Raw genomic sequence first — 20,339 nt, forward strand, 5'->3', positions numbered from 1 at the left:
CTTCCCCTCCCCCTTCAGCCTTTGCGCAGCAGATTGGCTTCCGCTTCAGACAGCTGGGTGTAGTTTGGCACCAGCGCATGCACGTCATCACGCTGACCTGCAAGCAGCGCGGCGGCGCCAAGGCGCCCAACCCAGCGGCCTTCCAGTTCATAAGGTACGAGCTGGAGCGCCGTTCCTGCGGGGCAGCGAAGCTCCGCCGCTGCCGCAGCATGAGGGCCCGTCTCGCCGACGATCCAGACGGCTACGGGCCGCTCTTCCGGCGCCGCCTCCGCCATGCGGGCGGCGAGGGCTTCCAGCCATCCATCCATCTTACGGATGGCATCAGGCGCCAGACGCCGGGGCGCATCGCTCCCAGCGGAGGCAAACAGCGCGGTGCACGCTTGACCGCGCCGTGCATCCACAAGCGGAACGATCCAGTGGACAGGGGCAGCACCTGTGCTGCCCTGGTCCGCGGATGGCGTTCCGCCAGCCCCTGCTGCGGCATCTTCTGCCGCAGCTTCCGCCTTGGCGGCAAGGCCGCTGTGCCAGCCGCCCCAGGCGATGGCCTGAAGGCTGGACACCCCGGCTACGGGGATGTCCCACGCCCAGGCCAGTGTCTTCGCCGCGGTCACCGCAATGCGGATGCCCGTGTACGAGCCTGGGCCAACGCCAACGGCAATGCCGTCAAGTTGCCCAGGCTGTGTGTTGCTGGCGGCCAGCATCTGCTCCATCACCGGTACGACGTGTACCGAATGGTTACGCTCAGCCCGTTCATTGCGTTCTTCCAGAAGCGCATGATCTTCCATCATCGCAGCTGCCATCACTGCGGTCGATGTATCCAACGCCAAAAACCGCTGACGCGGCTCTTTTTGTAAATCTTCCATCATCATTTGACCCCATTCTGTCTGAACTGTCGGCACATGGCTGCATAAGTCTCGCCGTACCCATCCAGCGTAATCGTTCGATCCTCCAGGCCCGTTGTTTCAATCTGCACATGCAAATGCTCTTGCGGCAGCAATTCGGGAATGATACTCGACCACTCCACCAGACTGACTCCGGTTCCATAGAAATATTCATCAAGTCCAAGCTCATCCGCTTCTTCCAGCGATATGCGATATACATCCATGTGATATAAAGGCAAACGCCCTTCGTACTCCTTAATTAGTGTGAATGTGGGACTGCTTACCACATCACGTACACCCAAATGCCAGGCAAATTTCTGTGAAAATGCCGTTTTTCCCGCGCCCAGATCACCATCCAAAGCAATCACCATGCCGGCGTTTGCCTGTCCGGCGAGTGCGGAAGCGAGTGCTTCTGTATCTGCAATGCCATGGGATTGATACACCCACTGCTCGTGCGTCTGATTCAATATTCGCCCCACCTTTGGCGGTCCAGCCGCCTGAGTTCACTTTGAACCTTATTATATCGGTCCCTTTCTTCCCCCGCAACATCCAAGGAGGCAAGCGAAATATAACATGCATTATTAGACGTGTCTCAAAACTCGCTTCCTTCGAAGTTTCAGACACCTATTAGGAAAAACCAAAAAACCGGCACCTCTCGGTACCGGCCGTGTTATACATATATTTCAGCTTTGATTCATTCTCGAATGCCTCAATAACGATATGCTACTTGTATCTACTCCTCCAAGCGATCCACACGAACCGTCTGGGTATTTCCCGGTCTGCTTCCAACCTGAACGGTTGCCATGCCATTGGCTTCATCCACATTCTCGATCCAGACTGGATCTCCCTCCAGCGTAACGGCAATGGTATCCTTCGAATCATAGATCGCTTTGGCGCGCTTTGCATCCATCATCTTATTCATACTCCCCTTCCGGATCATCATGTGACTCTCGAACCATGCTATCTGTTGTACTTTCACCAATATAACCGTTATCTTCCGTAACCTGTCCCCCGCCTAACCCCTCATTCACCATCCGGTCAATGTCGAGCATGAACGACTCCCGATCAAGGGGCAATTCTTCCGAAGTGACCGCTTCCCAGTTTACAGCTGTAGCAGGTGTATAGAATTCTTCAGCACTTTCGGCTTTGGCAAGAGGATACGGAGAAAATGCATGCTTGTGTGCTTCTTCCTCATCACGTCTATTCTTCAATATTGCACCTCCCGGCATATGTGCTGCGAGAATAACTACTTTACTTATCCCATGCTCATCTTCCTGTTGGAATCCGAAGCATGTTTCTGTTATCATCCCCGAGTCTCGCCGAACCATACGAATTCGTTCGTCTACAAGACGATTATCCCTCGCGCCAGATGCCCATACTATTAAATATAAATCCGTGTTCAAAAAGTCCGTTTTTCAGTACCGAGAAGATGGAATTTTTGAACAACCTTTTGAAAGGAGCCGACCTATGCATACCGTCTGGAAAGGCGCAATCAGTTTTGGCCTTGTGCATGTCCCTGTCAAAATGTTCTCGGCTACCGAAGACAAAGACATCTCGATGCGCTATATCCATAAAGTCTGCGGCAGCCCGCTCGCTTATGTTCGTCAATGTCCCTCCTGTGAAGTGGACGTGAAGTGGGAAGAGATCACCAAAGGCTATGAATATGAAAAAGGAAAGTTTGTACTCTTCGAGAAAGATGAATTGGAAGCGTTAAACGATTCCACCAGTAAAACCATTACCATACTGGATTTTGTCGACTTGACTGAGATTGATCCGATTTATTTTCAGAAAACATATTACCTATCGCCCGATCAGGCTGGTGGAAATGCCTACCAGCTCTTGATGAACGCCATGCGGGATACCGGCAAAATTGGCATCGCCAAAATCTCCATTCGCTCGAAGAGCAGCCTGGCTGCCATACGCGTGCTGGAAGATTGCCTCTCCATGGAGACGATTTTCTATCCGGACGAGATTCGTCCTGTCTCCCAGGTGCCCAACTTGCCGGAAGTGCAGAACGTGAATGAAAAGGAACTCACGATGGCAAAGTTGCTGATTGATCAATTGTCCACACCTTTTGAACCCGGTAAATACACCGATGACTATCGCAGTAAACTGCTGGATCTTATTCAGCACAAAGTAGCAGGCGAAGAAATCAAGATTGCTCCAGCCAAACCTGAAGCTAATGTGATGGATTTGATGGCTGCCTTGCAGGCAAGTATCGAGGCCGTGAAGCCTATTCCGGTTGACCCTGGGACAACAACGGCCAAGCCTAAGAAACGTGCACCGCGAAAAACGCCTGCTCAAGCGGTTGCCGGAGGAGAATCCGATACACCTGCTGCACCAGCCAAAAGAAAAAAGGCGACACCCAAACCAAAAGTTTGAATGTCGCTCAGGCAAGAACGATTCCGTTATATAACTCAATGTAATGATGTTTACTCCGATCCGGCTTCACAGTCGGATTTTTTTGTTTTACAGAACTATATAAGCAATTCTAGTCAATAAAACTCCAGCTATAATTGCAAAATACGATTGACGAAAGCTGATTTATATTTTATATTAACTTATGAAAAGTAACTTATTTATGAATATACAGTCACCCTGTAATTCTACTTCAACAGTATGCAATTAAATAATCCGTTTTCAACGCATATACACAATTAAACAAGCACCCATATTATCTATGATCAGGAGGAAACAATCATGAATACAACATATCAAATCCCTGCCACAACCCATCTGGGTGAAGTGAGTCTGCGAATTATGAACCTAGACCGTTCAATTAAGTTCTATACCGAAGTGGTTGGATTAAAATTACTGGAGCGTAGTGGCAAAGTGGCCACGTTGACAGCCGACGGAAAACAGTCCCTGCTGCGATTGGAAGAGCTCACGGATGGAATTACCCTGCCGGAACGCTCACACGCTGGCTTGTATCATTTCGCCATCCTGCTGCCGGAACGCAAGTCCCTGGGTCTTGCTCTTCGTAATCTGGCTGCATCCGGTATCGATATCGGCCAAGGCGATCACTTGGTCAGCGAAGCCTTCTATATCTCCGATCCCGATCAGAACGGGATTGAGATCTATGCCGACCGTGCACGTGATACCTGGAAACGGGATAGCGACAATAACTACGTGATGGCAAGTGATCCTGTTGATGTGGAAAGCCTGTTTGCCATCTCGGAGAATGAACCTTGGCAGGGCCTGCCTGCTGGCACCGTTATTGGTCATGTACATTTCCACGTCCGAAGCCTGGAAGAAGCACGCAACTATTACACCGGCATACTCGGTTTTGATATCGTGGGTAACTTCGCCAACATGTCAGCACTCTTTGTATCCGCAGGTGGCTATCATCATCATCTGGGACTTAATATCTGGGCGGGAGTGAACGCACCTGTTAATCCAGATAACGCTACAGGAATTGACTACTTCACCATTGTGTACGCCACACAGGAACAATTGGATCAGGCACTTGAACAATTGCGTCAATCCGGTGCAGTCGTTACCCAAGTGGAGGGTACCTGGTTTACGGTAGACCCACAAAATATTCGTATACGTCTGACAACTGCGAACTGATTTTGTTTAGGCGTTACAATATGCTTGCTTAACCTCATTTTATTAAGCCCGGGTAACTGATTTCTCTACATCACAGAGAGATCAGTTACCCGGGCTTTTTGAGTTGGCTTTTATAAAACTGGCACAATTGGTGCATTCTAACCAATACATAGACAAGATATGTTAAGGAGATACCTCATGATCGAAAAGGGACGTTTGACTGTTAGACAGCTCGCTTCACTCATGTTCCTGTGCACCATTGGGGAGCAGATTCTGGTCTTCCCTTCCATGATCACATCCTACGCTCATCAGGATGCCTGGTTATCAGCCTTATTGGGAGTCGCAGGGGGCTTGGGAATACTCTTCATTATGCTAGTTGCCTACAAACTGCATCCCCGGTTGAATCTGATTCAAAATGTCCTTCGAACACTGGGACCCTGGATCGGGACCTTGTTTGGTTCTTTTTATCTCTTTTATTTCCTGATCAGTACCTCAACGTTCATTAGGGAGATTGGCGATTTTATGTCTACCCAGATCTTGCCGGAATCTCCATTACTGATTCTGCATTTGGTTTTTATGTGTGCGCTTGTCTGGGGGCTTCTGTCGGGTCTGGAGAGCATTGGTAAAACTGCTGAGGTCTTTCTTCCTCTGATCGTGTTGTTTCTGCTTATTCTGACGGTGTGTCTAATCCCCCATGTACGTTTGGCCAACATCCAACCTGTGCTGGCACAAGGGTTTCTTGATCCATTCAAAGGTTTTGTTGCTGTACTCACCTATCCCTACTGTGAGCTATGCATCTTCATGATGCTTTTTCCCTACACTAAAAATGAGCCCCATCTGGAGAAGGACATCCTGTTAGCAGGGATGATTGGCGGATTGTTACTCACACTGACGCTAAGTATGTGTCTGCTCGTTATGGGACCATGGATGACCCAGCATCACTGGTTCGCTTCATTCAACCTTTCACAGAAGATCAATATCGGAAACTTTATGCAACGCATCGAAGCTTTCATAGCATCGGTCTGGATTATTGCTGTTTTCTTCAAAGCCGCTCTGTTCTTCTACGGTTTTGTCCTGGGCGTCGCTCATCTGTTTCGCTTGTCCAGTCACCGTTCTCTGATCCTGCCGGGTGCCATGCTTATTCTCGCCATGTCTATTCTAATCTCTCCAAACGAGAACTTTTATCTCAAGGTCGTTATTCCCTATTGGATTGATTGGGATCTGACCTGTGGTATAGCACTTCCGTTACTGCTCATTCTGGTGCATCATATGAAGTCCCGCTTCAAAAATTATAGTAAAATTCCGAATTAACCTGAGCTAATTGGTGTACGAGAGAGGAGTTCCCCATGTTCAAACCGTTGATTCCGTTCGAACCCATATCCAGAGATACTTTGCCCACAGGGCCGCAATGGATTGCCCAGATCAAGTGGGATGGAGTCCGCATGCTTGCCTATGAGGACGGGCAGGAGCTGCGTCTGGTGAATCGCAGATTACATGATCGAACCGCACAGTATCCCGAGCTGGTAACACCACGCAATCTATGCTCAGGCTCCTCCTATATCTTGGATGGAGAAGTTATTGCGCTGGACCCAGACACCGGAAAACCTTCGTTTTATCATGTTCTGCGGCGGGATCGGATGAGCAGACCCGAAGGTATCGCCCAAGCCATACATCAGATTCCGGTCACATATATGGTATTTGATATCCTGTTCTATGAGGGGAAATGGGTGACGGATCAGCCTTTGGCAGATCGACAGCGCCTGTTGCACGAGGTCCTTAACACCGCTCCCCATGTTCAAGAGGTCACCAATACACTTGATGCCGCTTCCCTGCTTACGGTCATGAGACAACATCAGATGGAAGGCATTGTCTGCAAGGATCTCACCAGCAGTTATGGCATACAGGGCAAGGACCAGCGCTGGCAGAAGGTCAAAATCATGCATGACGTATATGCCATGATCGGGGGAGTCACGTACCGGAGCGGTATTGTGAATGCCGTCGCGGTCGGTGTATATGATGGGCCTGATTTTGTCTATATTGGTCATGTCGGGACTGGCAAATTGAACTCCAATACGTGGCGGGAACTCACACATCAAGTCGAGCCTCTGATCAGGCAGGACAGACCGTTCCATAATGTACCCGAGCGCAGTGCAGAGACCACCTGGGTGGAACCGCGAATAGGAGTCAAAGTGCAATATATGGAGCTGACTCATCATAACACTCTACGCCATCCCAGTATTCAAACCTTCGCGGATGTAACCCGCGAGGATTGCCTGGCGAACCAGCTTCTTCCATGATCAAGAGTTCGCTGCACTCGTGTTTCGACCCATGTTTCAATAATTCATTAAGCATATAGGAGGTGTTCCATATGGCCCCCAAGATCCAGGGAACCATCATAATAGAAGGCACTGAGCTGACGGTCACCAACCCGGACAAGCTCTTATGGCCGGAAGCGGGTGTTACCAAAGCCATCTATCTGCAAAAGCTGGCCGCTCTGGCTCCTTATCTGCTCACGTATACGAGCAATCGACTTCTCACCACGATAAGGTATCCCCACGGCGCTGGAGGAACATTTTTCTATCAAAAGAATGCCCCTGAGCCTGTACCAGATTATGTACGCACTGAAGTTCACGACGGCATCCGCTATGTGGTCATGAATGGACTTCCCGAATTGTTATGGCTTGGCAATCTGGCTGCACTTGAATTTCATCCTTCTCTGCATACTGTGGGAAGCCATCTGCCCAGTGAATGGATGATTGATCTGGACCCCTCTCAGGAACATGAACCCCGGATCATGCAAGCTGCACTCATCGTTGGCGAAACCCTGACTTCCCTTGGCCTGAGGTCCATTCCCAAAACTTCGGGCGCAACAGGAGTTCAGATCATCGTTCCCATTGTGCAGGGGGTAACCTTTGATGAATTGAGAGAGATCGGCTATTTTGTAGGCAAATATGTCACTCAGAAGCACCCGGATCTGTTCACACTGGAACGACTCAAAAAGGACCGTGGAGACCGCATTTATTTTGACTATCTCCAGCATTATGGAGGCAAGACCCTTGCCGCTCCCTATACACCACGTGCCAAATCCGGCGCCACTGTCTCTACACCCCTTACTTGGGATGAGGTTAGAAGCAACGTCTCCATCCAGGATTACCATCTGATGAACATTATTGAACGCTTGAACCAAACCGGTGATTTAATCGCAGCTGTTGAACCCCAACCGGTAGAGCTCATTCTCAAACATTTGAAGAAAAAATAGCCGACTCCCTCATCACAAGGGTGTCGGCTATTATCATTCATGTATATATCAATCGCTAATGGATACCTTTTTTCTTGAAACGTCCGCCCTTCACGTCATGAATGTTACCGATAGCCACAAAGGCTTGCGGGTCCCAATCTTCAACGATGGTCTTCAGCTTCGCTTCTTCCAAACGGGTAATCACGACAAAAATGATCTTTTTCTCGTCCCCGCTGAATCCACCCTCTCCATCCAGGAAAGTTACACCACGACCAAGACGGTCTGTCAGGGCTGAACCGATATCACGATATTTCTCACTAATGATCCATACCGATTTGGACTGGTCAAGTCCTTCATTCACAATATCAATCATCTTCATCGCAATATAATATGCAATCATGGAATACAGGGCATTCGGCCAGCCGAATACAAATCCTGCACCTGCGAAAATAAATACGTTAATGAACAATACGATCTGTCCTACAGACAAAGGTGACTTCTCACTAAGCAAGATCGCCACAATCTCCGTACCATCCAGTGAACCGCCAGACCGAATGACAAGTCCAACACCCACACCCAGGATCAATCCGCCAAATACAGCTCCGAGCAAAGGCTCCCCTGGTGTTAGTGCAGGCACATGGTGCAATAATGATGTCCCAATGGACATGACCACGATCCCCAGCAGCGTGGATAACGCAAATGTTTTACCAATCTGCTTGTAACCCAGAATCAGGAAAGGCAAGTTAAGCAAGGTCAGGAACACTCCGAGTGGCAGATGTGTAAGTTCTGACACCATAATTGAAATCCCCGTAATCCCACCATCAATAACACCATTCGGTACGAGAAACACTTCAAGCGATACAGCCATTAGTGCAGCACCGATCAGAATCATCACAATACGTTGCAGCAGCTTTAATGTAAACACCGAGCTTTTGACCCCGCGGTCAGCTTGCTTGGCTGTTAGTTCTTTCACCGTTACATTGGACATGGTATCCCCCCCCGTTAAATCAGTGTGTGAATCCATTTTATAAATCATTTAAATACTCAGGGTGAATCTACATATGGAGAACAGCAAACTGCGTTCTATATGTGCCCTGGCTATACAGCGCAAGCATCTAAAGGCGATATAAAATGGATTCAAAATGTTATTCATCCCGGTTTGCACTTTCAAAAGAGAGCAAAAGGGAGCCTGTTTTCCCGCAGACTCCCCTCCTTCGCCAAGACATGATTTATATATCTATTATATCATAAAAGATCAAATTTGCGCAAAATACTTAGCAAAAAGAAGATAAATTCACAAAAAGTGAACTTATCTTCAGAAATCTGCCCTAAATCGGCTAAAGAAGCGGTGAAAGCATCCGAGAAAGCATTTCTGCGCCTTTTTGTCGTCGTGAACGCTTCTGAAATACCTCCCCATCGATCTGACTGCATTCCCCGAGATCACGTTCAAAGTCAGTGATCAAACGACGAATCGGAGAAGACTCGAACAAGACAGCCGTTAACTCAAAATTGCAAAAAAAACTGCGCATATCCATATTGGCCGTGCCTACTGTTGCAAGCAACTCATCCACAATCATCACTTTCGCATGTACAAAACCTTTGCGATATTGGAAGAACTCAACACCTGCTCGCAGAAGTTCCTCTACATATGAAAGGGATGCCAAATGAACAAGCTTTGAATCGGATTGATACGGAATGATAATTTTCACATCAACGCCACTGACAGCAGCTGTTTTGAGTGCCTCATACAGGGCAGGATCAGGAATAAAATAAGGCGTTGTAATGTAAATCCGGTCACAGGCTACCGAAATGGCCCCAAAACACATTTCCTGAATGGCATCCCAGTCCTGATCCGGCCCACTGGCCAGAATCTGAATTCGTTCTTCCCCGCTACAGATATGGGGTGGAAATAATTCCGCAAGCTGGGGTTCGGTAATTCGCTCACCGGAAGCCAATTTCCAGTCGTTCAGGAACGTACTTTGCAGGAAGTACACGGCATCTCCCTCGATCTGCACATGTGTATCCCGCCAGAAACCCACCTCTGGATATTGTCCAAGGTAATCATCGCCTACATTAATGCCACCCACGAAGCCAACCTGTCCATCCACAACGACTATTTTTCGGTGATTCCGGTAGTTGACTCTTCGGTCAATCGTTGCAATCAGTGGCGGTAGAAAATAATGAAACTCCACACCTGCATCTTGCAGTTTGCGGATAAAACTCCAGCTCATCTTGTGACTGCCGAGACCGTCACAAATAAACCGAACCTTCACGCCCTCCTGTGCCTTGCGAATCATGACATCCTGAAACTTCGTACTTATCACATCATCACGGAAAATGTAAAATTCCACATGCAGATGGTGCTTTGCTTTTTCCATTTCCCTCAGCATTGCCGCAAATGCCTCTTCACCATTTGTGAGCACCGTACTGTTGTTACAACCTGTAATCGGGCTCTCCGACAGATGGGATAACAGGTTAAACAATCGATGCTGGTGGATGAAACGATCGCCAGGCATCTGTTCGACATCTCCAATGATGTGGGCTTGTTCCCAGATCGTTTCCTTCATTTCACGAAAGATGCGCGATCCACCCTTACGGAGTTTTTTTCGTTTGTTATAATCCTGCGCCACGAAATAGTACACCACAAAACCGATCAAAGGCACGCAGAACAAAATAAACAGCCAAGCCACAGCTTTAGCCGGATTACGAAATTCCAGCAAAAGAATTGTGGCTGCCTGGAAAATAAATACGAGTAATATAATGACCAGCCAGAACATTCGGCTTCCTCCTCAAGTGGCAAGCTTCATGGCCTTGCCTTTCTCTCACCTACACATCTTTGACGATTATGTATACAGCTAATCATAGATACCCAATGTACCCCCTATTCGTAACGTTTGCTTAGATAAAACTTTACATAAGCAGACGGAATACTTGATTCTGGAAATTCAAATTTGTACTTCGTTCATTGTATATTCTGACTGTGTTACCTTCTACATATCAGTTTAATGATGGAGCAGATTCGCATTGTGACGCCAATCTGCTCATTTCACCTTCCAGACTCTTCCTCATTTCTTTGTCTGGAGGTGGTCTTCTTACGTAAAATTAGATATAATAATCGTTAAAAACTTATTACCTAAAGGAGAAGAGCAGTGAATGGAAAGTGAGAGGTATGCGTTAAATTTAGTATTGGTTGCTTTTTTGATAGGACTTTCGGCGTTTTTTGTCGCAGTGGAATTCGCTCTGGTACGGGTTCGTCCGAGCCGGATCGATCAAATGATTGCAGAAGGAAACAAGCGTGCGCTGGCTGTTAAACAAGCCGTTGCCAATCTGGACGGATATTTGTCTGCCTGCCAGCTTGGAATCACGATCACATCTCTGGGACTGGGCTGGCTGGGTGAACCAACGGTAGAGAAGATTCTCCACCCTGTGTTTGAAAGCTTGCAAATTCCTGAGGCGGTTTCTTCATTCTTATCATTTGTAATTGCGTTTGCTTCCATCACGTATCTGCATGTTGTGGTTGGTGAACTCGCTCCAAAAACGATTGCAATCCGGAAAGCCGAGACTGTTGCACTGCTGACGTCTACACCTATCATCTGGTTTAACCGAATTATGTATCCTTTTATCTGGCTGTTAAACGGCTCAGCGAACCAACTGGTGAAACTGTTCGGAATCAAACCTGCTTCTGAACATGAAGATGCACACTCCGAAGAAGAGTTGCAGATCATCATTAATGAAAGCTTTGAGAGTGGTAAAATCAACCAAGCCGAATTCGGTTATGTAAGCCGGATCTTTGCTTTTGATGAGATGTTAGCCAAAGAAATCATGGTACCCCGGACCGATATGGTCTGCCTTTATGTGAATAGAACAAACGAGGAAAACCTGGAGATCATTCGTGAAGAACAATATACACGTTTTCCAGTAGTGAATGAGAGTAAAGACGATATCATCGGTATCATTAATACGAAACAATTCTTCCTGGAACTTTACGGAAACGATGAACCTGTTGATCTATCCTCCCTGATTCAGCCTGTATCGGCTGTTCACGAAACAACTCCTGTGAAGGACTTGCTCAAGAAAATGCAGAAGGATGGCGTACATATCGCCGTACTTGTCGACGAATATGGAGGAACTTCCGGAATTGTAACCATCGAGGATGTGCTTGAGCAGATTGTTGGTGAGATTCGCGACGAGTTCGACGCAGACGAAGTGGAAGATATTCAAGTCATCAATGAGAACTATGTCATTATGGATGGCAAGGTTTCCTTATCGAAGGTGAACGACATGTTTATGTCCAGCCTGGATGCAGATGAGTGGGACACCATTGGTGGATGGCTCTACAGCCATCGTCCCGAGATGAACGAACAGGAAGAATATGAGTTCGAGAATCTAATCTTTGTTTTGCTGGAAAAAGACAAAAATCGGTTCTACAAAGTGGCCGTTGTTCCCAAGGAACCACTGACCATGTCTGATTATACAGATGAAGACGAGAAAGAGTCCAATTGGTCTAAATAAAGCAAATTTATAAATAAGAAGAGGAGCACTTGCCTATTTTGGTAAGTGCTCCTCTTTTTATTATATCTCGCCCCATCCGTCACTTCTCCATGTAATCATTCAACCAAGAATGGAACTCCCGTTTTTAGTTTGATTTTAATACCCACTTCGCAATATCATCGATAATGGCTTTGGAGACATTAGATGGCTCAGCGTACTCTTGACCGATTGAAAGCCCATCATAGCTGGATAAAAGATGATTTACCTTTGGATAGCTATTGTACGTAACATTGGAATGATCTTGAAGAGACGATTTCCAGGTTTGGAATTGATTCATAGACACTTGTACATCGTTTTCGCCTTGTATAACAAGCATAGGTGTATTTTGTGTTTTAGCCAGTTCCGCAGGCACATAATCTCTCTGCTCAAACCACCAATAAGCAGGTTGAAGTGGAAATGCCTCAGGAAGATGATCTACAGAATATTTTGGATCTTTAACCATCGCAGCCACATTTTTATAAAAATCAGCTTGTCCTTGAATGACATCCGTGTCTAAACCAAGCTGCTTCATCCGCTCTACCAATTCGTCCTGCTGCTCGGTAAGCACATCCACAAAGCTACTACTTGGTGCAGCAAGTAAAATACTTCCTGCAATATCATGTTGTTTATCCTCAGCAATGATTAACGGCATTGCAAACCCGCCTTGACTATGTCCAGCTACAAAAATCGCTGTAGAATCAATATGTGTATTCTTTTTAAGCAATTCCACTGCATCGTTTACCTGATCTACGCTTTCTTGTTTTAATGTGAATTTAGGCTGTGAAGCCACCTTATAGGTATGCTCATACGTGACCTTATCGTATCTTAATACAGCAACTCCTTGTGAAGCCAAACCTACCGCAAGATCGCGAAACGGCTTTGCACCACCAATGGCAACATCTTGATTACTAGGCCCAGATCCGTGTACCAGAATGACAACCGGGAAAGGTCCCTCTCCCTTGGGCAAAGTTAATGTCCCTGGCAAAGCTAAATCACCCTGACCAACCGTAATGTCTTGTTCTGTATAGGTAGATGGGTCGTCGTAGCTTGGTTTTTGATACACATCTGGCGTAGCGGCGGCAATATGCAAATCATCCACAAGTCCGTTATGATTCATTCTGACCGTAATATTTAAAGGAGTTAGCTCTGTTTTGAACGTATAGGTAACATTGCGATGCACTGTATTATTTTCTACATGCTTAGCTATGGCTTCACTTGTAATTTTTCCATTTTGTCCTTCTAAAGCTCCCCACAGCTGACTCAACAACGTGGGTGACAACACTCCACTCACAGAGGTATGAACATACTTGGCAGCCTCCTTGCCATCGCCCTCACGAATAAGGGAAATGAATATATCCTCAGGTGCTGCCTTCAGCGTCTCGGAAAGAAATGCCCCATCCATATAGGTAGTTCCTTTCGTTAACTGAACAGGATTGTCTAAGGATATGGCTTGCCCATTCACCATCGCCTGTTTCTCTCCTACCTTAACTACAATCGTAAGCTCACTTTTTCGAATTGTGATTTCTCCTGTCTTTTGTTGCCAAGATACCTCTGCCCCATTCTTTTCTGCAATCTCACGAATAGGAACAAGATTTTCACTACCAGCGGATTTTTCAGCAGCTTCTGAGATGGATGTTACCGGAAGGATGAGACCTACGAAAGTAAGAGAAAGTAATAGCTTTTTCCAATTGTTCATTGTAATAACTCCTCCTAATAATTAATTTCATCTATTATATGCATAGCATTATGAGCCTTTATTGGCTCAGGACTATGCTTATAACAACAATAGCAATGATGAATAACAACAGGACCCAAGATAGTGGACGAGCGAAGTTAATTGTCCAGCCTATTCCATAACGCTTTTCTATGGTTAAAGAAGGATCATCGGCATTGAAGTAAATAAACCCAAGCTTCCAATGATCATCGTCATTCACAGGCTGCTCCTTAGATCGTTCGTGATCCTCTTGTTGATTACGAATTTTCCCACCGCCTTGTCTGCCTGTGAGAGACAGCCATACAACACCTAACACGATCACCACAGGAGTGATGAAGCTAATAGCTGTTAACAAGACCAGATTAGGGACGAACATATTGATCTGAATAAAGGCAAATAAGATGGTAAGAAGTAATCCTGTTACAAGCGTAAATAGGGACCATTTACGGCGGAATTGAATATTTTCAGTAGCAAATTGGCCCGGATTAGACGTAGTAAGCTGTTGTTTGCTTGATTTAATACTCCAGTTAACCAACATCATAAGTGCAATGATTCCTAGCTGTACAAGATTAATAGCCAGTACCGAGAGGTAAGTTTTAGGCACACTGGAAGTGACATGGCCTTGAAGATCATATTTTATTGGAATGACGTTAGGTAGTGCCTTATAATTCAGGATCGAAATGATCGCAATGGCAACAATAATAGCAATGTGAATGAGAAACCAATAGTTGGAATAGGTGAGTTTATTTTGGCGAAAGGTGGTATCGATTTTAACTCTTTGAGGTGCTTCTACAGTTGTAAGTGTTCCTTTTATCTTTTTCATCTTGAAATAAAATAAGATGTGTAGCGCTGTCCAGTACACAATAAATATCATTGTGCTAACACCGGTAATCATTGCTGTAGCATCTTCATTAGCAGATCGGAGAAAATACAGACAGACAAGTATAATCATCCCGTTTCCGATCAGACTAACTGTAGCAAACGTACTTCTTAGCTTACGTAAGATGGGTGTGTAGTAATTATATTGACTTACCGTAACCCCAAAGCTAATGGTTTCCCTTGTCAGATATGGTGTAAAAGATAGAAGTAAGGCTAATGGAGCAAAGATTAAAATGATAGGTAATATACTAAATAGCTGCATACATAACACACTCCCTTGATTCTTTACTCTTTGTTGTGACCCATCTTCACATCATCATACATTTGGTCTAACACCGCAGATAATTCTTCTTTGGTCATTCCTCGACAGATCGCTTCCGCAATAATCGGTCTTAATTCTCTTTGCTGCTTTTTCAAAAAATCATCCGTTAAACCAGGCATTCCATCAGGGTTCACTACAACTCCCTTTTGTCTATGAACCAGAATGTATCCATCTTGCTTGAGTAATGTATAAGCCTTGTTGACGGTGTGAAGGTTAACACCGATATCTGCGGCCAAATTCCGAACCGAAGGTAACGCCTCACCTAGCTGTAACTCACCACTAGCAATACCTTCAATAATTTGATAAACAAGTTGTGAATAGATGGGAAGTTCGGATTGCATATCCAGTTGAATAATCAAGGGTTCACCTTCTTTTGTTATCTGTTATATATCAAGTATAACAGATATAACATGAGTGAACAATATGTATGAAAAAAAGCCGCATATCAATGGCGAGGGCAAACTTACCTGACCCTTCACCATTGATATGCGGCTTATCCTGTTGAGCTTATCGATGTGATTCAACAACAAAAATTAGTAGTGGCACATGACAGCGTTGTATTTCAAATTCCATTTAACTTTCAGTCTTATCTTCGACAATCCGATAATGGATTTTGCGAACTATAATTTTCAGAATCATATATAGGGGAATCACGATGATCATACCCAAGATATTTCCCAAGTCAGCACCCACGAGCAAAAGGATAACGGTAGTCAGTGGATGAATATCGAGCTGTTTGCCATAGACATAAGGTGAGATCAGGTTATCCTGAATTTGCTGTGCGATTACAATGATGACCAGTGACCAGATCGCCATCGAAGGTGATTCGATAAACGCAACAATGACAACCGGAATAGCTGCCAGCAAAGCACCCACATAAGGGATGAAGTTCAGAATAATCGATACAACAGTCAGCAGCAATGCGTAAGGCAAACCTAAGATGAGAAAACCGATGTACATCAGAATCCCCAAGGCTACATTAACAATAACCCGGCCAACAATATAGTTGCTTAGTGCTTCGTCGATCTCATGAACGGTTTCTTCCCCATCTTTTCGATAATGCCTTGGCAACAATAAGGTCAGATTCGTTCCAAACTTGCTACCTTCCTTGAGCATGTAATACAACATGATCGGGAACGTTGCCAGAATAATAACCAGATTGGATACCACGGAGAATAACCCCGAGACATAATTGGTTACCTGAGTGATCCCTTGGCTCAGAACATCGGATAATCGTGAGAATAGATTGGAATCATCAGGCAGGTATCTGGATACAACATTGCTCCTTTCAAGTGCATTCAACTGATCGCTGAGTGAAGTGACCAACGCTGGAGCATTCTCCACGAAATTCATCAATTGTTCACGCAGGGAAGGCCATACGAGCACACTAAAACCTGCAAGTATTAGTGCAATTACGACATAAATAATCAGAACTGATAATGCACGTTTGATCTTATGCCTTTCCATATAATCGACAAGCGGGCGCAGCAGATAATAGAAGAAACCAGCAATCAGCAGCGGAATGATGATGATGTGAATCAGTGAGGTCAGGGGGCTGAAAATAAAGTTCACTTTTTCCCCCAGATACACGATGAGCAGCAGCAGAATAATCGCTGTACATATGCGGTAGAACTTGTTATTTATCAAGAAACGTGATCCCTCCATGCGCTGCTCTGCCAAAGTGACTGCGGCGTTCATATGTATATCTAGTCATTTACTTATGATACTAAGTACCCTTAAATGACAGTCATGCCACAGGCGATGCTGAATATACACTTATTTTCTTTCCAAAACAAACATTGGAGCAAAAAAAGAAGCAGGCGTTAGCCTGCCACATCTCTTTTGCTGAATACAACCCAGGAAATCACCATGAAAATAACGTAATACACCGCCAGAACTGCAATGGAGAAACCCAGTGTCATTCCTGCACTCGGACCACCCATTAGCGCAAAATCTGCCCCAGAGGTCATGTATTTGCTAAGATCCATGTTGTTGAATAGAACATACTTGGCCCACTCATAACGGACCGGATTGAATATGAGTGAGAAGATACTCTGTGAGAACATAATGAACAGAGATAATCCAATCGCAAGTGCACCTGAACGAAATACGGAGGACACCATAAAGGCAATCGCAAGCGTAATGAACAGATCAACGTACAAATATCCCCATAACGTCAGAGCATTCGTAGCCGGACTACCGCTTCCTCCCGGAGCATCATGGGAGAAAAGGATATAAGACATCAGCATGGCCATCGCGATGACCAGCAATGTACTGACAATACTGAAGCCAACGACGGTCAGATATTTGGAAGCAAGAACTTTGCTTCGTGACCATGGACGGATCAGCAATAGCTTAATGGTTCCCCAAGTAAATTCGCCTGCGACCGATTCCGCTGCAATCACGACACAAAAGATCGTGTTCAGGAAAAATGTAACCTGGATGGTCGTTACAGCCGCTTCCCAGTACAAAACTTCATTGGACCCCATGCCTTCTCGCAGTAACACTGGCATTAATAGCGAGATCAGCGCCAGAATTGATAACATGATCCAGGTACGGGGACGACGGAAAATTTTCATATTCTCGTTCAATATCAGATTACCAAAACTACCCAATGCCTCCACCCCCAGTGACTTGCAAGAATTGTTCTTCCAGGGTGTGAGTCACGTTACGAATACCGTATACCTGAAACCCTTCGCTAACTAGCTTGGCATTGATATCCGGAATCTGCTCACGAGACACCCGCATCACCAGGACATTGCCCTGTACGACAGCACCCTGAATCAGATCCGCAGCACGATCTGCATCATTCAGCTCAAAAGCAACTTCGATTAATGCATCCGAACCTGCTTCAGCCCGAAGGTTTCTTACATCGATCAACTTGCCATTCTGGATGATGGCAACCGTATCACACATCAGTTCCATCTCTGACAGCAGATGACTGGATACAAAGACCGTAATGCCTTCCTCTTGGGTGAGCTGACGCAAATAATCTCTCAGTTCCCGTATACCCTGTGGGTCCAGACCATTGGTCGGCTCATCCAGTACAAGCAGCTTCGGTTTATGTAATATCGCTTGCGCGACACCCAGACGCTGGCGCATGCCCAGTGAATAGGTTTTGACCTTATCGTGAATACGAGCTGTGAGCCCCACACGCTCAATTGTTTCCGCAATACGTTCCTTCGTAACTCCCGGCGACATGCGGGCAAAGTGAACGAGATTTTGGTACCCGGTCAGAAACTTGTACATTTCCGGATTTTCCACAATAGCTCCTACCTGGGCTACCGCCTTCTCAAATTCATTCTTTACACTGTGTCCGGAAATGAAAATATCACCTTTACTGATGGACATCAGTCCAACCATCATTCGAATCGTTGTTGTTTTTCCCGCGCCATTGGGTCCTAAAAAACCAAAAACCTGCCCCGGAGAAATATCCAGAGTCAGGTCGCTGACCAATGATCGGGAGGATATGATCTTGCTGACGCCCTGAATCCGGACGACCGGCTCCTGCTGCATTCAATCCCCTCCTTCATGGACGAGCACATCATTCATGCCCGTTTCTCATATGCACATAGTGTATCATAATCTTTAGTATATTGTCCCGCAAACTGGGATTTCCCCTGACGTTTCGCTTCAACTACACACGCTTCACAGCATCCAAGCGGCATTTCACTCCGGTAGAATCCGGTGCGAAATACGTGATTGCCTCCATTGCCCTCTTCCTTCATTTCGACAGAGCTTCTAGTGACCGACACAATCATCCCACAACTGACACAGTAAAAGCGGCCCGTTTCGATCAATGATATTCCTTCCCCTCACAAGGAGCTTAGAAGTCCTTGTTATTTGTCGTTAGACGCTGAAAATTGATACATTTTGTATCTATCTCGTAATTTACTTGACACCGGGACTAATGTCAAGGCTTTAAAGCTATAAAAACAAGCAAAACACAAAAAAAGCTCCAAAAATGCGACAAAAGTCTCGCATTTATGGAGCCTCATGTTAGGTAAATGATACAATTCGGTTCAATGTATGGGTTAATACTATTTCCTGATCAGTCACTTTTGTCGACCTGCGAGGTATCCTCATTTTTCTGATTTGGATAATACCAGAGTAAGGTCCACTCATCGCCATCCTCTACCAGATAACAGGTCTGCACAATATCGAATTGGCCAAAGGTACCTGAGTACTTCTGCGTGACCCGGATTCTGTAGGCTTCAGAAAATGGCTTAACGCCATCAATCACGGTTACATCGAACTCGCGCTCTGGTTTCTCCATCTCCAGCTCAAACGTTTCCACGCCAAAATGCTGCATAAATATATGTGCTCTGTTCTGTACGTAAGCGCTCTTGGGAAACCGCTCTTTCATCAGGGGATGAAAGAGTTCCCACGAACTGCCGAAGTCACCCGTCTGCTCATATTTGTAGAACTCTTCGGCAACAGCAGCAGCTTCATCCGATGTATCTGCCTGAAACAAATACGGAATGGTTCTGGCAATCAACCACAGCAATAATACAATGATCGTGATGAACCCGATCTTTTTGAGCAAAGCATTCCGGTTCCTTCTTCGCAGCATGTCCAGTCCTCCTTGTCCTACTCCATACTTATGATGGATGGCAGACAAGTAGAAGTTGAACGATACATCTAATTTCCTGGGAAATCACTCGCTGTGAATGGAAGTACGCTTTCCTTTTCTGATCCTTCGGATCATGGACTGAAGTGCTGCATATATGGCAATCCCACAGCAGCCGCCGAGCAAGTCTACTCCAACATCACGTATCGAGCTTGTCCGATCCGGGCTGAACTGCTGAATATACTCATCAATGGAGGCTATAACAAACACCACAGCCAGAGCAGAAACGATACTGGTCACAAGGGAGGTTCTTCTGTACCGCATCCCGCCGTACACAAGCACGGCGAGCACAGCGTATACAAATAAGTGCGCACTCTTGCGAAAGATGAACTCTGCAAAATCATACGGCCGCTGCTTCAGCGAATACTCATACTCCCCGTAAGTGAATTGCACATCAGGAAGTGTAAAACCGATGTGCAATTTTTGAGACCATTTATGAAGCCAAGGCTGAATGTCTTGCTGTTGAGAGGATTGCGTGGACATGGACCAGATGACCAGAATCCAGATCACAATCAACAGCAGAGCAATGAGAAATCCGTATGTTCTTCGTACATGCTTTTGTCTCGTGCGCCCGGAGCCCTCCTCCATCATTTTGA

The 20,339-nt window shown here is 45.9% G+C and carries 21 protein-coding genes; 6 read left to right on the forward strand and 15 right to left on the reverse strand.

The features are described from left to right. Nucleotides 1-14 precede the first annotated feature (14 nt). The 4 genes from tsaB to MHB71_RS18560 all read right to left on the reverse strand — a co-directional run bounded on the left by tsaB (nucleotide 15) and on the right by MHB71_RS18560 (nucleotide 2,092). Nucleotides 15-869: a tRNA (adenosine(37)-N6)-threonylcarbamoyltransferase complex dimerization subunit type 1 TsaB gene (tsaB, locus tag MHB71_RS18545; RefSeq protein ID WP_340027224.1), complete on the reverse strand. Its 855-nt coding sequence runs from the start codon at nucleotides 867-869 to the stop codon at nucleotides 15-17. Further along, nucleotides 866-1,348, reverse strand: coding sequence for a tRNA (adenosine(37)-N6)-threonylcarbamoyltransferase complex ATPase subunit type 1 TsaE (tsaE, locus tag MHB71_RS18550; protein ID WP_340027225.1), 483 nt, complete (start codon nucleotides 1,346-1,348; stop codon nucleotides 866-868). The genes tsaB and tsaE overlap by 4 nt, the downstream gene beginning before the upstream one ends. A 266-nt stretch (nucleotides 1,349-1,614) precedes the next feature. After that, a complete protein-coding gene (locus MHB71_RS18555; RefSeq protein WP_026081228.1) occupies nucleotides 1,615-1,791 on the reverse strand; it encodes an H-type small acid-soluble spore protein in 177 nt (58 codons plus the stop codon). Nucleotides 1,792-1,795: 4 nt separating this feature from the next. After that, nucleotides 1,796-2,092: a hypothetical protein gene (locus MHB71_RS18560; RefSeq protein WP_076209630.1), complete on the reverse strand. Its 297-nt coding sequence runs from the start codon at nucleotides 2,090-2,092 to the stop codon at nucleotides 1,796-1,798. Nucleotides 2,093-2,348: 256 nt separating this feature from the next. Here MHB71_RS18560 and MHB71_RS18565 point away from each other — a divergent pair, with 256 nt between their 5' ends. From MHB71_RS18565 to ligD, 5 genes are all read left to right on the forward strand, one after another. Next, complete coding sequence (locus MHB71_RS18565; RefSeq protein ID WP_340027226.1) at nucleotides 2,349-3,263, forward strand: Ku protein; 915 nt, start codon at nucleotides 2,349-2,351, stop codon at nucleotides 3,261-3,263. Between the two features lie 318 nt (nucleotides 3,264-3,581). After that, entirely contained in the window at nucleotides 3,582-4,451 is an 870-nt protein-coding gene (locus tag MHB71_RS18570) for a VOC family protein (protein WP_340027227.1), read from the forward strand. Between the two features lie 177 nt (nucleotides 4,452-4,628). Further along, complete coding sequence (locus tag MHB71_RS18575; protein ID WP_340027228.1) at nucleotides 4,629-5,741, forward strand: endospore germination permease; 1,113 nt, start codon at nucleotides 4,629-4,631, stop codon at nucleotides 5,739-5,741. Nucleotides 5,742-5,776: 35 nt separating this feature from the next. After that, on the forward strand, nucleotides 5,777-6,727 hold the full coding sequence (locus MHB71_RS18580; RefSeq protein WP_340027229.1) for a DNA ligase: 951 nt from the start codon (nucleotides 5,777-5,779) through the stop codon (nucleotides 6,725-6,727). A gap of 71 nt (nucleotides 6,728-6,798) precedes the next feature. Continuing rightward, nucleotides 6,799-7,689 (forward strand): non-homologous end-joining DNA ligase, encoded by an 891-nt coding sequence (ligD, locus tag MHB71_RS18585; RefSeq protein ID WP_307414590.1) that lies wholly within the window; start codon nucleotides 6,799-6,801, stop codon nucleotides 7,687-7,689. 55 nt (nucleotides 7,690-7,744) lie between these two features. Here ligD and MHB71_RS18590 read toward each other — a convergent pair whose 3' ends face one another. Then, the gene (locus MHB71_RS18590) at nucleotides 7,745-8,656 is read right to left on the reverse strand and encodes a YitT family protein (protein WP_036668942.1); all 912 of its coding nucleotides are present in this window, start codon (nucleotides 8,654-8,656) and stop codon (nucleotides 7,745-7,747) included. A 349-nt stretch (nucleotides 8,657-9,005) separates the two neighbouring features. Beyond that, the gene (cls, locus tag MHB71_RS18595; protein ID WP_340027231.1) at nucleotides 9,006-10,445 is read right to left on the reverse strand and encodes a cardiolipin synthase; all 1,440 of its coding nucleotides are present in this window, start codon (nucleotides 10,443-10,445) and stop codon (nucleotides 9,006-9,008) included. A gap of 376 nt (nucleotides 10,446-10,821) precedes the next feature. On the opposite strand from cls, the gene MHB71_RS18600 reads away from it, so the two are divergent. Further along, a complete protein-coding gene (locus MHB71_RS18600; protein WP_036668939.1) occupies nucleotides 10,822-12,180 on the forward strand; it encodes a hemolysin family protein in 1,359 nt (452 codons plus the stop codon). A gap of 124 nt (nucleotides 12,181-12,304) precedes the next feature. On the opposite strand, the gene MHB71_RS18605 is transcribed toward MHB71_RS18600, so the two are convergent. From MHB71_RS18605 to MHB71_RS18645, 9 genes are all read right to left on the reverse strand, one after another. Next, nucleotides 12,305-13,894 carry a stalk domain-containing protein gene (locus MHB71_RS18605; RefSeq protein ID WP_340027232.1) on the reverse strand — a complete coding sequence of 530 codons (1,590 nt, stop codon included), beginning with the start codon at nucleotides 13,892-13,894 and terminating at the stop codon, nucleotides 12,305-12,307. A 58-nt stretch (nucleotides 13,895-13,952) separates the two neighbouring features. Next, the gene (locus MHB71_RS18610; protein WP_340027233.1) at nucleotides 13,953-15,053 is read right to left on the reverse strand and encodes a DUF5808 domain-containing protein; all 1,101 of its coding nucleotides are present in this window, start codon (nucleotides 15,051-15,053) and stop codon (nucleotides 13,953-13,955) included. 23 nt (nucleotides 15,054-15,076) lie between these two features. After that, nucleotides 15,077-15,472 (reverse strand): GntR family transcriptional regulator, encoded by a 396-nt coding sequence (locus tag MHB71_RS18615; RefSeq protein ID WP_036611299.1) that lies wholly within the window; start codon nucleotides 15,470-15,472, stop codon nucleotides 15,077-15,079. A 214-nt stretch (nucleotides 15,473-15,686) separates the two neighbouring features. Beyond that, nucleotides 15,687-16,760 (reverse strand): AI-2E family transporter, encoded by a 1,074-nt coding sequence (locus MHB71_RS18620; RefSeq protein WP_340027234.1) that lies wholly within the window; start codon nucleotides 16,758-16,760, stop codon nucleotides 15,687-15,689. A gap of 176 nt (nucleotides 16,761-16,936) precedes the next feature. Then, nucleotides 16,937-17,728: a DUF2705 family protein gene (locus MHB71_RS18625; protein WP_076319075.1), complete on the reverse strand. Its 792-nt coding sequence runs from the start codon at nucleotides 17,726-17,728 to the stop codon at nucleotides 16,937-16,939. Then, on the reverse strand, nucleotides 17,721-18,629 hold the full coding sequence (locus tag MHB71_RS18630) for an ABC transporter ATP-binding protein (RefSeq protein WP_047841976.1): 909 nt from the start codon (nucleotides 18,627-18,629) through the stop codon (nucleotides 17,721-17,723). Before MHB71_RS18630 ends, MHB71_RS18625 begins: the two co-directional genes overlap by 8 nt. A gap of 32 nt (nucleotides 18,630-18,661) precedes the next feature. Further along, complete coding sequence (locus MHB71_RS18635) at nucleotides 18,662-18,913, reverse strand: hypothetical protein (protein ID WP_127551208.1); 252 nt, start codon at nucleotides 18,911-18,913, stop codon at nucleotides 18,662-18,664. Nucleotides 18,914-19,164: 251 nt separating this feature from the next. Next, nucleotides 19,165-19,686 carry a hypothetical protein gene (locus MHB71_RS18640; RefSeq protein WP_017690106.1) on the reverse strand — a complete coding sequence of 174 codons (522 nt, stop codon included), beginning with the start codon at nucleotides 19,684-19,686 and terminating at the stop codon, nucleotides 19,165-19,167. 84 nt (nucleotides 19,687-19,770) lie between these two features. After that, on the reverse strand, nucleotides 19,771-20,334 hold the full coding sequence (locus tag MHB71_RS18645) for a VanZ family protein (protein ID WP_179088674.1): 564 nt from the start codon (nucleotides 20,332-20,334) through the stop codon (nucleotides 19,771-19,773). Between the last annotated feature and the right edge of the window lie 5 nt (nucleotides 20,335-20,339).

The sequence above is a fragment of the Paenibacillus sp. FSL H7-0940 genome, assembly GCF_037979415.1.
Classification (GTDB): Bacteria; Bacillota; Bacilli; order Paenibacillales; family Paenibacillaceae; genus Paenibacillus; species Paenibacillus amylolyticus.